This window comes from Dorea sp. BIOML-A1 (genome assembly GCF_009875615.1).
GTDB classification, from domain to species: domain Bacteria; phylum Bacillota; class Clostridia; order Lachnospirales; family Lachnospiraceae; genus Dorea_A; species Dorea_A amylophila.
Window position 1 is genome coordinate 1 of sequence record NZ_WWSA01000009.1, and the last position, 13988, is coordinate 13988.

13 protein-coding genes are annotated in these 13988 nt (G+C 41.6%); 1 reads left to right on the forward strand and 12 read right to left on the reverse strand.

What is annotated here, in order from left to right; genetic code table 11:
• Positions 1-82: 82 nt before the first annotated feature.
• The 8 genes from GT508_RS05380 to mgtE form a co-directional block, all read right to left on the reverse strand.
• Complete coding sequence (locus GT508_RS05380; protein ID WP_161143721.1) at positions 83-1459, reverse strand: sodium-dependent transporter; 1377 nt, start codon at positions 1457-1459, stop codon at positions 83-85.
• A gap of 213 nt (positions 1460-1672) precedes the next feature.
• Positions 1673-2563, reverse strand: coding sequence for a proline iminopeptidase (gene pepI / locus GT508_RS05385; protein ID WP_055284482.1), 891 nt, complete (start codon positions 2561-2563; stop codon positions 1673-1675).
• Between the two features lie 151 nt (positions 2564-2714).
• Positions 2715-4505, reverse strand: coding sequence for an aminopeptidase P family N-terminal domain-containing protein (locus GT508_RS05390; protein ID WP_006426676.1), 1791 nt, complete (start codon positions 4503-4505; stop codon positions 2715-2717).
• A gap of 238 nt (positions 4506-4743) precedes the next feature.
• Entirely contained in the window at positions 4744-4923 is a 180-nt protein-coding gene (rpmF, locus tag GT508_RS05395) for a 50S ribosomal protein L32 (protein ID WP_005332600.1), read from the reverse strand.
• Positions 4924-4926: 3 nt separating this feature from the next.
• Positions 4927-5454: a YceD family protein gene (locus GT508_RS05400; protein ID WP_022415680.1), complete on the reverse strand. Its 528-nt coding sequence runs from the start codon at positions 5452-5454 to the stop codon at positions 4927-4929.
• Positions 5455-5542: 88 nt separating this feature from the next.
• Positions 5543-6730 (reverse strand): acetate kinase, encoded by a 1188-nt coding sequence (locus tag GT508_RS05405; protein ID WP_028086206.1) that lies wholly within the window; start codon positions 6728-6730, stop codon positions 5543-5545.
• 25 nt (positions 6731-6755) lie between these two features.
• On the reverse strand, positions 6756-7751 hold the full coding sequence (gene pta / locus GT508_RS05410) for a phosphate acetyltransferase (RefSeq protein ID WP_161143722.1): 996 nt from the start codon (positions 7749-7751) through the stop codon (positions 6756-6758).
• Positions 7752-7910: 159 nt separating this feature from the next.
• Positions 7911-9248: a magnesium transporter gene (gene mgtE / locus GT508_RS05415; protein ID WP_028086204.1), complete on the reverse strand. Its 1338-nt coding sequence runs from the start codon at positions 9246-9248 to the stop codon at positions 7911-7913.
• A 193-nt stretch (positions 9249-9441) separates the two neighbouring features.
• On the opposite strand from mgtE, the gene GT508_RS05420 reads away from it, so the two are divergent.
• Positions 9442-10719 carry a nucleotidyltransferase gene (locus tag GT508_RS05420; RefSeq protein ID WP_161143723.1) on the forward strand — a complete coding sequence of 426 codons (1278 nt, stop codon included), beginning with the start codon at positions 9442-9444 and terminating at the stop codon, positions 10717-10719.
• 127 nt (positions 10720-10846) lie between these two features.
• On the opposite strand, the gene GT508_RS05425 is transcribed toward GT508_RS05420, so the two are convergent.
• From GT508_RS05425 to coaE, 4 genes are read right to left on the reverse strand one after another with little or no spacing between them, the layout of a single operon-like run.
• Positions 10847-12211, reverse strand: coding sequence for a PFL family protein (locus GT508_RS05425; RefSeq protein ID WP_055284478.1), 1365 nt, complete (start codon positions 12209-12211; stop codon positions 10847-10849).
• A 38-nt stretch (positions 12212-12249) separates the two neighbouring features.
• Positions 12250-12522, reverse strand: coding sequence for an ACT domain-containing protein (locus GT508_RS05430; protein ID WP_055284476.1), 273 nt, complete (start codon positions 12520-12522; stop codon positions 12250-12252).
• A gap of 56 nt (positions 12523-12578) precedes the next feature.
• Positions 12579-13376 (reverse strand): MBL fold metallo-hydrolase, encoded by a 798-nt coding sequence (locus tag GT508_RS05435; protein WP_161143724.1) that lies wholly within the window; start codon positions 13374-13376, stop codon positions 12579-12581.
• A gap of 20 nt (positions 13377-13396) precedes the next feature.
• Complete coding sequence (gene coaE, locus GT508_RS05440) at positions 13397-13987, reverse strand: dephospho-CoA kinase (RefSeq protein ID WP_117598566.1); 591 nt, start codon at positions 13985-13987, stop codon at positions 13397-13399.
• Between the last annotated feature and the right edge of the window lies 1 nt (position 13988).

Consider the following 13988-nt stretch of genomic DNA (forward strand, 5'->3'; position numbering starts at 1 on the left):
CCTGAACAAGAAGCCTTATCTATTGTTTCCTTCAAGGACTGAGAGGCCGCTTCCCCAGTTAATAAATTAAATCCCAATACACTTACATTGAAATCCACCCAAATGCATTTGCTACCGAACTGACCAGAATAATAATAGCAAAGATTGGGCACAGATACTTGATCATTACGACAAATATCTTCTTTCTGCGGAATTTACTTTCCCCATGCCGGATTTCTTCTTCCATACGATCCACACCAACTACTTTAGATACAAATAAACTTGTCATCAACGCAGCAATCGGCATCATTACAGAATTGGTAAGGAAGTCAAAGAAGTCCAGGAACTGCATTCCGATAATCTTTACGAATGATAATGGTCCATATCCAAGGCATGACAATGTTCCGAGAATAATCATAATGAATCCCACAATAACCGTGGATTTTTTACGACTCCATTTTAATTCGTCTTCTACAGTAGAAACTGCACTTTCTGTTAATGCGATAGAACTTGTAACAGCAGCAAATAATACAAGTAAAAAGAACAGGATTCCTGCAAACGTTCCAAATCCCATGCTGTTAAACACCTTTGGAATTGTAATAAACATTAATGACGGACCTGCCTGCAGCGTATCAGGATCTCCACCTGAGAATGCAAATACAGCCGGAATAATCATCAGACCAGCCATAATTGCAATTGCAGTATCAAATACTTCAACATTCCTTGTCGAATCTTCGATGGACGTGTCTTTTTTCATGTAAGAGCCAAATGTGACCAAAATACCCATAGCAATTGACAGAGAATAGAACATCTGTCCCATGGCTGTTACAACCGTCATCCATGAAAAGTTTTTAGGATTTGGTACAAGGAAGTATTTCACGCCAGCCAGCGCACCCGGTCTTGTCACCGAATAGATTGCAATGATCACAGACAATACCACCAGTATCGGCATCATGAACTTGGAAACACGTTCAATTCCATTACGGACACCCGCATAGATAATGATCAATGTGAACATGCAGAAAACAATAAAGCATATTTCCGTAGAAAGGCCATTGGATATAAATTTTGAAAAATATCCATCTTCTGCTAATTTTGCGCCATTCCCTTTCAGGTATTCCACAAAATATTTAATTACCCATCCTCCGATGACAGAATAATACGGTACGATCAAAACAGGAATGATTGCATTGATCCATCCACCGAACGACAACCATCCGGCCTTTTTGCCAAAGGCTTTAAACGCACCAACCGGACTCTTTCTTGTCATACGTCCAAGAGCTGATTCCGCAACGATCATTGTATAACCAAATGTCAGCGCAAGCAGGATGTAGATCAGGAGGAATATACCTCCACCATATTTTGCGGCCAAATAGGGGAATCTCCAGATATTTCCCAGACCGACGGATGCGCCTGCCGCAGACAGAACGAATCCTATTTTTCCTGAAAAGGAACTTCTGTTATTTTTTTCTTTTTCCATCTCTCTTTCAGTTCTGATTTTCCATGATTACAATCAATCAGAACTTTCCCTCTTTCTTATCAGATTATATTATCAGACATTGATTATTCTTATATGCCAGACGATTTATTTTATCACATTTACGCAGTGAAGTCACTATTAATTTACAGATATCGCATTTGAAAAAGATCCCCGTCAAATGACGGAGATCTTTTTCAAATCATTTTATGTATTTTATTTATCGTATTCGTTCATCCACTTGATCAGCTCTACGCAGTAATCATCGTGTCTGTCTACGAATGTTGTATGTCTTGCTCTCTCCCAGAGGATCCATTTAGAATTCGGGATTTCATCTGCCATAGTCTTTGCAACTAATGGTGAGCACAGATCAGAGATACCACTCATGATCAGTGATGGAACTTTGATCTCGTGAAGTCTGTCGATGTACTCGAAGTCTTTCAGTGTACCAGATGGAACGAATTCGTTCGGTCCCCATCCATACAGATAAGCTTCTCCACCGGATTTCTTAGGTCTTGTACAGCACTCTGGAAGATCTTCTCTCCAGTAATTACAGTATCTGTCCATATAGTTATCTACTGCTTTCAGATAAGCTTCTCCTGTGAAGTCATTGCGCTCCAGAGCATCGTTGATTGCTGCCTGATCCTCTTCAGACATCATCTTAATTCTACGCATACCTTCTCTTGCCCACAGGCTGCTGCTTGGATGTCCGGAAGAAATGATGAAGGATTTTACCCCTTCTGCTCCACGCTCGATGGCATATGCAATCTGCATCATTCCGCCCCATGACTGTCCGATAATGTGGCATTCTTTTAATCCAAGGTGTTCTCTTAAAGCATCTAATTCATCCAGCCAGAGATCCTGTGTCCACATCTCCGGATGTCCGTCAAGATAAGATTTACCACATCCTAACTGGTCGTACATAACGATCATACGATCATCATCATCTGCAACGTTATCCAGGACTTCATAATAGTTGTGTGTAGATCCAGGTCCACCGTGTAAGCAGATCAACGGAGCTTTTCCGTTATCTTTCTGTTCTCCAACGATTCTATAATATGTCTGATAGCCATGGAAAGGCATATATCCTTCTGTAATTTTTGCCATTTTACCTATTCTCCTTTTCTTAAAAGACGCCGCAGACCGCTGGTCCGCGGCATTTTTTTATTATAATTTTCTGACACCCCTTGTCAGTTAAATTTTCTTATGAGTAAGTAAAGTTACTTACTTGCAGCTTTTTCTATGTACTTTAGAAGTATTAGATAGCTCTTGTGTATTCTTTCAGCCATTCTCTTTCTTCATCAGTCAGATATGGACCAACCTTCTCGTAGCAGGCTTTGTGATAATCATTCAGCCATTCTTTCTCTGATCTTGTCAGTTCTTCCGGATCGATACCATCAAGGTCGATTGGTACGAAGTTCAGAGTCTCAAAGTGCATGAACTGTCCATATTTATTCTTCTCACCGTTTACAGTAAGCAGGTTGTTCTCGATACGGATACCAAAATCTCCTTCTTCATAGATTCCCGGCTCATCTGTAATTACCATACCAGGCTCAAACTGATGATGTTCGTTCTTAGAAGGAACGATGTACCAGCGGAATCCTGTTGGCGGCTCGTGGATACTTCCAAGATATCCGAAACCATGTCCGGTTCCGCACTGGAAGTCTTTGTTCATATCCCAGATTGGCTGTCTCGCCAATACATCCAGAGACCATCCGTGGTTACCATAGAGGAAGTTTGCTGCGCTTAAGTGCTGCATTGCTCTGTATACAGCTGTGTAATATTTCTTCAGTTCCGGTGTGATATGTCCCAGTACTGTTGTTCTGGTAATATCAGTAGAACCTTCATAATATCCGCCGCCTGTATCGCTCAGAAGCATACCGCCTTCTTTTAATACAACGTCTGTCTCTTTAGACGGTGCATAATGCATCATTGCAGCGTGCTCACCGAAAGCCTGCAGAGGTTCGAATGAGTCACGGATATATCCTTCCTGTTCTGCACGCAGAGCTGTCAGTTTATCTGAAGCAGAAAGCTCTGTAATCTCCATCTTGTCATAATTTTTCTTAACCCAGTAAATGAACTTCGTCAGTGCAATACTGTCTTTCAATTCTGCATTTTTGATATTTTCAATCTCAACAGCATTCTTAATTGCTTTCATCAAGATAGTCGGATTAGCTCCTTCTACTACCTTACATGGAAGACTCTTATACAGTGCATAGTTCATCTTCATCGGGTCAATCAGTGCAACCTCATCTGCACCAATCTTCTTAGCATCTTCGTAAATGTCATTGTATGGATGAATGTTAACATTATTCTTTGCCATCTCTTCTCTGATGCGGTCATTCAGTTTGCTGTCATCGATATACAGATCTACACTGTCTTTACGTACGATCACATAGTCCAGTACCAATGGGAAGAAGTCAATATCATCTCCTCTGAAGTTCAGAAGCCATGCGTTATCATCCAGAGACGCAATCAAATGTACCGTTGCTCCGTATTCAGCCATCTTCTCACGAACTCGTTTCAGCTTGGATGCAACATTCTCTCCTGTGTATTTGTCTTCCAGGAAGAAACAAGGTTTCTTAGAAAGAGACGGGCGGTCTTCCCAGATCTGGTCGATCAGATCTACTTCATATTCGATCGTGATATTCTTTGCACCCAATACTTCTTCATATTCCTGTCCTTCACCCATAGAAAGGACACGACCATCAAATGCGACCTTACCGCCTTCCGGGATCTTCTGGGCAAGCCATTCTGTTGTAGAAGGTGTATCATCAACGAACATCTTCATCAGACGTACTCCACTGCCTTCCATCTCGGTCAGTGCCTGTGTGAAATATCTTCCATCTGTCCACAGACCTGCATCATCTTTTGCGATTACAGCCGTTCCGTAAGAACCACTGAATCCAGTAATGAACTTTCTTGCTTTGAAATGCTCTCCTACATACTCACTTTGATGGAAATCTGCAGTTGGTACAACATATGCATCGATATTCTGCTCTGCCATCAGTGCGCGAAGCTTTTCAATACGCTTTGCTACTTCTGTCATTCTGTTTTCCTCCTTAGCTACATAGTCCATCTCTTTGCCTGTAAAATGAATTTTCACTTTCCCCATCGGCAGTTTATCTATAGACTACGTTCTATATCTGGTTAAAATTATAACACTTTCAGAAAATGTTGCAACACAAAATGTAATCATTTTATCTTTTTTTCACTATTTTATACAAAATTCAGTCAAAAAAAGAGACGACCAAAACCGATCGTCTCTTTTTATCATTTTTCAAAAATTAATCCTGAGCAATGATTTCTTTTTTGTTGTATGAACCACAAGCCTTGCATACTCTGTGAGGCATCATTAATTCGCCACACTTGCTGCATTTTACCAGGTTTGGTGCGCTCATTTTCCAGTTTGCTCTTCTTTTGTCTCTTCTTGCTTTAGAAGATTTATTCTTTGGACAAATTGACATAGGTTACACCTCCTTAAAATTCTTAAATACATCACGGATAACTGACATTCTAGGGTCGAGCCCCGTATCTTCACAGTTACAGGTACCTTTATTCAGGTTCTGACCACATACGTTGCAAATACCTTTACAGTCTTCGCTGCATAGAATTTTCGTCGGCCACCCTACCAATAACTCGTTGTAGACCAATTGTTCTACATCTAAGCTATATCCGTCAATATAGTTATTCTCGTCTAAATCTTCTGACTGATCATATGCATCTGACTCTGTATCAATCTTATGCTTGAAGTCAAGTGTCACCTTCACTTCTACATCTTCCAGACATCTGTCACACGGTGCAACTGATGTAATCTCAGCTTTACCAGTCACTTCCAACTTGCGGTCACCTGCATATTCTACAGACAATTCAAGTGGTGTCTTCTCTGTAATTGCATAATCTCCCATCTCAGACTTGAAACAAGTCATTTCGATCGGAACAGATTCATGTATTGCTTTATGCTGCTCAGACAGAACGTCGGATAGGTTTAATATCATAGTATCGTCTCCTATTCACACACTAGACTATTATATCATGTAAAATTATTTTGTCAACAGAAATTTACATTCTTTTAGTCATTTAGTCTTAAACTAATTTTGCTGTTTCACGAGCAATAGCTAACTCTTCGTTTGTAGGAAGGACAATTACTTTTACTTTTGATTCTGGTGTAGAAATTACGGTTGTCTCTCCGTGAACATTCTCATTCTTTTCTTCGTCGAGCTCTACGCCAAGATATCCAAGGTAATCACAGATGTCTTTTCTGAGGTCCGGAGCATTCTCTCCAACACCGGCTGTAAATGTGATTGCATCTACACCGTTCATTGCTGCTGTATAAGATCCGATATATTTTGCAACACGGTATTTGTAAGTATCCATTGCAAGCTGTGCTCTTTCGTTTCCGTCAACAGCTGCCTGTCTTACATCACGGAAGTCAGAAGACACACCGCTGATTCCAAGAAGTCCTGACTTTTTGTTCAGGATATTCAGCATCTCATCTACGCTGATATCTTCATGATTGCAGATGAACTGAAGAACTGCAGGATCAACATCTCCACTACGTGTTCCCATAACAAGTCCTTCCAAAGGAGTAAGTCCCATACTTGTGTCTACGCATTTTCCACCGATAGATGCGGAGATACTTGCACCATTACCAATGTGACATACAATAACCTTTGCATCTTCTTTTCCAAGAAGTTTTACAGTTTCACCAGATACGAACATATGGCTTGTTCCGTGGAAACCATATCTTCTGATGCTGTATTTCTCATAATATTCATATGGGATTGCATACATAGCTGCTTTCTTTGGAATATTCATACCAAATGCTGTATCGAATACTGCTACATTCGGTTTGCCAGGCATTGCTTTTTCGCAAGCTTCAATACCGATCAGGTTTGCAGGGTTATGAAGAGGTCCGAGGTCGAAGCAGTCACGAACAACTTTCTTCACGTCTTCTGTTACAAGTGTTGCATCACTGTAAATAGTACCTGCATGCAGTACACGGTGTCCGATTGCTGTAATCTCATCCGCACTTTCGATCACACCATGCTCTTTATCCTGTAAAGCATCCAGTACTAACTGTACTGCTACACCATGATCTGGCATTGCCTGCTCTACAACATATTTATCTTTTCCTGTTGGTTTGTGTGTTAATACAGATCCATCGGCTCCGATTCTTTCACAGATACCTTTTGCAAGAACGCTCTCGTTCTCCATGTCGATCAACTGATATTTTAAAGATGAACTTCCGCAGTTCATTACTAATACTTTCATATTATTTCTCCTCTTACTTTATCTCTTACTGATTCTGGCACTGAACTGCTGTGATTGCAACAACACCTTCAATATCCTTAGCACTGCATCCTCTTGAAAGGTCGTTAACAGGTGCTGCGATTCCCTGTGTCATTGGTCCGTAAGCTTCTGCTTTTGCAAGACGCTGAACAAGTTTGTATCCAATGTTACCTGCATCAAGGTTAGGGAAGATCAGAGTATTGGCTTTTCCTGCAACCTGGCTTCCTGGTGCTTTAGCTGCTCCAGCAGAAGGAACAAGTGCTGCATCAAGCTGCATCTCTCCGTCTAACATAAGATCCGGATTCTCAGCTTTTGCGATCTTAACAGCTTCCTGTACTTTTGTTACGTCATCGTGTTTTGCACTTCCCATTGTTGAGTAAGAAAGCATAGCAACTCTTGGATCAGCACCAACGAGCTGTTTGAAGCTTTCTGCTGAAGACTGAGCGATTGCTGCAAGCTCTTCGGATGTAGGATTCTGGTTCAGTCCGCAGTCAGCGAATACAAATGTTCCGTTCTCTCCCATATCACAATCAGGTACTACCATTACAAAGAATGCTGAGACAAGCTTTGTTCCTGGTTTTGTCTTCAGGATCTGAAGGCATGGGCGGAGTGTGTCAGCTGTAGAGTGGCATGCTCCTGATACCATTCCGTCTGCATCTTTCATCTTAACCATCATTACACCATAGTATAAGTAATTAGTAAGAAGAATCTCTCTTGCCTGTTCTTCTGTCATTCCTTTTTTCTTTCTCAGTTCAACAAGTGTTGCTACATATTCATCTGTTTTCTCGTATGTAGCAGGGTCAACGATTGTTGCTCCTGTGATATCGAAATCCCCTTTATTCTTAGCGATCTCTTCTTCGCTTCCGATCAGGACCAGATTAGCTGTCCCTTCTTTTAAGATTGCCTCTGCTGCCTCATAAGTTCTGATGTCTTCGCTCTCTGGAAGAACGATTGTTTTTTTACAACTTTTTGCTTTTGCTTTGATTTCATCTATAAATCCCATGATAAATAGACTCCTTTCCAAATATTTTTCTCAGTATTTTCATTATAATACAAAGAACCCTTGCGGACAAGGGCTCTTACGGTAATCTTATGTCTCTTTTTGCGTACAATGTACAATATTTATCCTGCTTTTGACAAAAACTATTGCAATTTCACAGTATTATAAGTGAAATACGTAACTCACGATCGCAAAATATACACTGATCGTGCTGATATCAACCAGTGTAGAGATCAGCGGTGTCGCCATGATTGCCGGATCAAGTCCGATTTTCTTAGCGATCAGAGGGAGTGTACATCCGACTACTTTTGCGATCAACACTGTACAAGCCATCGTCAGACCAATGGTAAATGCCATCATGGCATCTCCCTGTCCCATCAACATGATACGGATTCCATTTACCACAGACAGTATGATGCTGATGCAGAATGCAATGCGGATTTCTTTCCAGATTACTTTAAATAGATCCGAAAATTCAATCTCTCCGACAGCAAGTCCGCGGATCACAAGTGTCGAGCTCTGTGATCCACAGTTTCCTCCGGTTCCGGTAAGCATCGGAACAAATCCTGCTAGCTGCGGCATCAGTGCCAGTGCATTCTCGTAGCTGTTCATGATCATCTGTGTTACCGTCGCAGACAGCATCAGAAACAACAGCCAGGGAATACGGCTCTTTACATGCTCGAATATTGATGTCCCGAAATACGAGTCTTCATTTGGATTGACACCGGCCATGATGCTGATATCTTCCGTTGTCTCATCCTGAAGTACCTGCATCGCATCATCAACGGTTACAATACCGACCATACAGTTTTCATGATCTACGATCGGCAATGCGATCAGACCATATTTTGTAATGATATTGGCAACGTCTTCCTGATCGTCTGTCGTACGGGCATACAACATATTTGTATCCATGATCTCTTCAACCGTCTTGGATTCACTGCTGGTCAGCAGTTCTTTTATGTCAACCTGCCCGATCAGATGACGTTGTTCTGTTACATAACAGGTATAAATCGTCTCCCGGTTGAGACCAACCTGTCTTATTTTTAATATGGAATCAGCAACCGTCATCTCTCTTCGCAGTGCAATATAATCTACATTCATCACACTTCCGGCACTGTCCTCCGGATACTGAAGAAGCTGATTGATCTGCTGACGTTTTTCCGCATCTGTCACCATCAGCAGTCTGTCTACCACGTTGGCAGGCATCTCTTCCAGTACATCAACGGTATCATCCAGATACATTTCCTCCATGATCTCTTCCAGTTCGGAATCCGTCAGTGCATTGATCAGGTCTTCGCGCATATCGCTGTTCATATATGAAAATGTCTCTGCCGCTTCTTCTTTTGCAAGCAGACGGAATACCAGCACCATGTGTTTCTGATCAAATTCTTCCAGAATCTCCGCAAGATCCACCGGATACATATTTGTTTCCAGTTCCTCTTTCAATTCTTTATATTCCCGGGCATCCAGCATATCCTTAATACGTTCTTCAGTCAGTTCTTCTCTGTCTTCTACATAATCAATATCATCGTCTTTTTGCCCGTCTGCCGTTAAGGCTTCCTCATTCATATTTTCTTCCATAATAATATGCCTCCTCCTTTCTTCGGATCTTGCCCGGCAAACATCCCATTTGCGTACCAAATCATTGTATAGTATAATCAATTTCAGAATGTTATACAAGGAGATTTTCATGAAAACTGTTGGACTTATTACAGAATATAACCCATTTCACAACGGACATCTTTATCATATAGAAAGAGCCAGGGAACTAACCGGTGCCGACCGGGTTGTAATCGTCATGAGCGGCGATTATGTACAGCGCGGAACTCCTGCGCTTCTATCCAAGCATTCCCGTGCGCATATGGCACTTCTAAACGGCGCATCGGCTATCTGCGAGCTTCCTGTCTGCTATGCATCCGGCAGTGCCGAATTCTTCGCCCAAGGCGCCATCTCTATTCTGGAAGGTCTGGGATGCATCGATACATTATGCTTTGGAAGTGAATGCGGAGAGCTTTCTGTTTTACAGCATATTGCACAGCTGCTTCTCTCCGAATCAGATACTTACAGCCATATGCTTCAGGATGCATTAAAAAAAGGGCATTCTTTTCCTGCCGCCAGACACCAGGCTTTGGAAAAATTAACCGGTGATGCTTCCGTTTCACAGATTCTTTCTGAACCCAATAATATTCTTGGGATTGAATATCTGAAAGCACTGAAAAAGCAGAACAGCAGGATTGTACCATACACGTTAAAGCGGGACTCTTCCGGATACCACGACACAAAACTTCAGCCACAGTCAAGTTCTGCATCTGCCATTCGGAATGCCCTGAGACATTGGGAGGAGCGGCCATTCAGCAGATATCCGGCAGATCCTCAGCAGACACCGGACGGATTCTCCGAACTGTTGCAGAACCAGCTTCCTGAAAACGCCCTGCGTCTGTTACGGGATGCATGGAATCAATCTTGTCCCATTGAAACAAATGATTTCTCCCTTTTATTAAAATACCGCCTGCTCTGCGAAACCCGGAGATCTCTATGTGAGTATCAGGATATATCCGAGGATCTTGCAAACCGTATCATCCGAAACCGGAATCAGTTTCTGAACTTCGAACAGTTCTGTCAGCTTTTAAAAACAAAAGAACTGACTTACAGCCGTATCAGCAGAGGTCTGCTGCATATTCTGTTAGCCGTAAAAAAAGAAGATATGTTGAGATACCGGGAATCTTCCTGCATCTATACCAGAATTCTTGGATTTCGTAAAGAACATGCCGATGTGCTGCGTCAGATAAAAGAAAACGCCAGCATTCCGGTTATTACAAAATTAGGACAGACAGATTCGCTTCTTCCGGAAACAATACGAATGCTGGATCAGACCACTTTTGCATCAGATCTATACGAAAGCGTAGTGTCCGACAAGTTCGGAATTCCTTTCATAAACGAATACCAAAAGCAAATCATACATGTATAGTATATAAATCATTCTTTCGTCAGCAGCGCTCCTTTCCTGTCCCGGCACAAAAACGTGTAGCATATGATAATATAAATTGTATTCATTATCATATGCCACACGTTTTTCTTATAGCTCTGTTCTTTTTTTAGTTCTTAAAGCTGTGTACAGGAGCAGGGATTCTTCCTTTTCTATTCACAAATGCACTGCAGTCATATTCATTGACCGGAATGATTGGTGCATAACCGAGAAGCCCACCAAATTCTGCCGTCTCTCCGACATCTTTTCCAATAACCGGAATCAGACGTACTGCGGTCGTCTTCTGGTTCACCATACCAATTGCCATCTCATCTGCAATAATTCCGGAAATAGTAGAAGCACTTGTCTTACCCGGAATCGCAATCATATCAAGTCCTACCGAACATACACATGTCATTGCTTCCAGTTTTTCAATTGTGAGTGCACCCATTTCCACTGCATCGATCATACCTTTATCTTCACTTACAGGGATAAAAGCACCACTCAGTCCGCCTACGTAAGAAGAAGCCATAACACCGCCCTTTTTAACCTGATCATTTAACATTGCAAGCGCTGCCGTCGTTCCCGGCGCACCAACACGTTCCAGACCGATTTCTTCCAAAATCTCTGCGACGCTGTCTCCAATTGCCGGAGTCGGTGCCAGTGACAGATCAATAATTCCAAATGGAATACCAAGACGTTTGGATGCTTCTCCGGCAACCAACTGTCCGACACGAGTCACCTTAAATGCTGTCTTTTTAATCGTCTCACATAACTCTTCGAAGCCTTTGCCCCGCACCTGTTCAATCGCATGCTTTACAACACCAGGTCCGCTGACACCGACATTGATCACAGCATCTCCTTCTGTTACACCAAGGAATGCACCTGCCATAAATGGATTATCGTCCGGCGCGTTACAGAATACTACAAGTTTTGCACATCCGAGAGAATCATTTTCTTTTGTTGCTTCAGCTGTCTTCTTTACAATTTCACCACACAGACGTACTGCATCCATGTTAATACCGGTCTTCGTTGATCCCACATTGATCGAGCTGCAGATACGGTCTGTACATGCAAGTGCCTGCGGAACCGAGCGGATCAGGTTCTCATCGCTTTTTGTCATAGACTTTGACACCAGCGCCGAATAACCACCGATGAAGTTTACACCGACTTCTTTTGCAGCTTTATCCAATGTCTTTGCAATCGTAACAAAATCCTCAGGACTTTTGCATGCCGCACCGCCGATCAGTGCTACCGGTGTTATGGAGATTCGTTTATTAACGATCGGAATACCAAATTCCTGCTCGATCTCCTCTCCGGTCTTCACAAGATCTTTCGCAACGGTAGTGATTTTGTTGTAAATATTTTCATTTAATTTATCAAGATCTGCATCTATACAATCCAACAGGCTGATTCCAAGGGTAATTGTACGTACATCTAGATTCTCCTCTGCAATCATCTGATTTGTCTCATATACTTCATATCTGTTTATCATATGTTTTTCCTGCCTTTCCGTGAATATTTTTAATTTGCTTATAATCTGTGCATTTTTTCAAATATTTCTTCTCTCTGACAGTGAATGGCAACACCGATAGAAGTTCCAATCTCTTCCAGCTCCTTTGAAACCACAGCCACTTCTTTGCTGCAATTTGTTACATCAACAATCGTCATCATATTAAAGTATCCATCTACGATGGTCTGAGAGATATCAAGGATATTAACATTTGCTCCTGCAAGATACTCACATACTTTTGCAATAATACCTACGGTGTCTTTTCCTACAACTGTGATTACACATTTCTTCATGATTTGTTTTCCTCCTATTGTCTTCGCCATTGTTTCTTTCTTACATTCTACTTTTCTTATAATGCAATGATATCAGATACCTGATCCCGTTTAGCTACCATCATCGGAATGTCATTTCCCTTATAAGGATTATCACCAATGCTGATTTCCAGTCTGACCGTCTCATATGCCAATTCTTCATAATTATTCTCTTTACTTAAATGTCCAAGAACGACATACTGCAAGTCATCATGTAATATATCGCAAAGAAGCTTTCCTGACAATTCGTTAGACAGATGTCCCTTATCTCCCATAACTCTCCGTTTCAGGGGGTATGGATATGGTCCTACTTCCAACATATGTATATCATGATTTGCTTCCAGAACGACCGCATTCAAATCTTTTAGATGTTCTACGGTATAATCATCATATATTCCAAGGTCTGTTGCAACTGCGACTGCCTTTTTTCCATTATCTATCCGGTATCCGGATGGTTCGTTCGCATCATGGGAGATTGCAAACGGATCAATATTCAGTGTTCCCAGCGAAAATGGCTGATCTATATCTACCTCGTGTAATAGTCCATCCGGAAGGTTTCCTAATTTTTTATAATTACGGATTCCTGCAATAGTTCCGGGTGTCGCATAGATTGGAATCTCATATTTTCTGCTGAACACACCAAGTCCCTGAATATGATCCACATGTTCATGTGTAATCAGGATACCTTCCAGTTCATCTCCTTTTATATCCAATTTTGCCAACCCTTCTTCTATCCTTTTCTTGCTGATACCGGTATCAACCAGAAGATGAGTCTGATCATCTCCTATATAGATGCAGTTTCCACTGCTTCCACTTGCAATACTGCATAATCTCATATTAAATATTATCTGCCTTTCTATAAGTCTTCTATGATCTTATTCAGCTGGATCTTTGTCTCTTCAAACTGTCCGCTGTTGTCGATCACCCGGTCACAGTGACGCATGAACAGATCTTTCGGAAGTTGTGCTTCGAAAATCTGATCCACTTTACAGTCCTCATATCCTCTTGCATATTTCAGACGTTTTCTGCGGATCGAATCTTCCACATACACATACCAAAGTTCATCACAGATCTCCTCATAATGATCCTCGATCAGAAGTGCTCCTTCAATCAGCATCAGATTCGTACTTTTGCGTTCTTCTCTTGCAATCTTCTTCTGAATTTCTTCTTTTACTTTTGGATGTACAATCCCATTCAGTACAGAAAGTTCAACCCTGTCGGCAAAAACAATGTCTGAAAGCTTTGTCCGGTCCAACTCTCCTTTTTCATCCAGAATTTTCTCTCCGAAATGTGCAACAATTTCATCAAAGCATTCTGTTCCTTTTTTCTGCAGTTTCTTTCCTACTTCATCTGCCATACAAATAGTCGCACCATATTTATTATTCAGATATTCCAAAATCTGTGTTTTCCCTGCGCCTACTCCTCCGGTAATTCCTATAATCTTCATC

What these genes read in the sequence shown, in the direction of transcription:
- GT508_RS05390 (WP_006426676.1), bottom strand. Translation starts at nt 4,505, where the DNA reads ATGACAGAAGTAGCAAAGCGTATTGAAAAGCTTCGCGCACTGATGGCA.
- coaE (WP_117598566.1), bottom strand. Translation starts at nt 13,987, where the DNA reads ATGAAGATTATAGGAATTACCGGAGGAGTAGGCGCAGGGAAAACACAG.
- GT508_RS05405 (WP_028086206.1), bottom strand. Translation starts at nt 6,730, where the DNA reads ATGAAAGTATTAGTAATGAACTGCGGAAGTTCATCTTTAAAATATCAG.
- GT508_RS05380 (WP_161143721.1), bottom strand. Translation starts at nt 1,459, where the DNA reads ATGGAAAAAGAAAAAAATAACAGAAGTTCCTTTTCAGGAAAAATAGGA.
- pepI (WP_055284482.1), bottom strand. Translation starts at nt 2,563, where the DNA reads ATGGCAAAAATTACAGAAGGATATATGCCTTTCCATGGCTATCAGACA.
- GT508_RS05400 (WP_022415680.1), bottom strand. Translation starts at nt 5,454, where the DNA reads ATGATATTAAACCTATCCGACGTTCTGTCTGAGCAGCATAAAGCAATA.
- rpmF (WP_005332600.1), bottom strand. Translation starts at nt 4,923, where the DNA reads ATGTCAATTTGTCCAAAGAATAAATCTTCTAAAGCAAGAAGAGACAAA.
- GT508_RS05420 (WP_161143723.1), top strand. Translation starts at nt 9,442, where the DNA reads ATGAAAACTGTTGGACTTATTACAGAATATAACCCATTTCACAACGGA.
- GT508_RS05425 (WP_055284478.1), bottom strand. Translation starts at nt 12,211, where the DNA reads ATGATAAACAGATATGAAGTATATGAGACAAATCAGATGATTGCAGAG.
- GT508_RS05435 (WP_161143724.1), bottom strand. Translation starts at nt 13,376, where the DNA reads ATGAGATTATGCAGTATTGCAAGTGGAAGCAGTGGAAACTGCATCTAT.
- pta (WP_161143722.1), bottom strand. Translation starts at nt 7,751, where the DNA reads ATGGGATTTATAGATGAAATCAAAGCAAAAGCAAAAAGTTGTAAAAAA.
- GT508_RS05430 (WP_055284476.1), bottom strand. Translation starts at nt 12,522, where the DNA reads ATGAAGAAATGTGTAATCACAGTTGTAGGAAAAGACACCGTAGGTATT.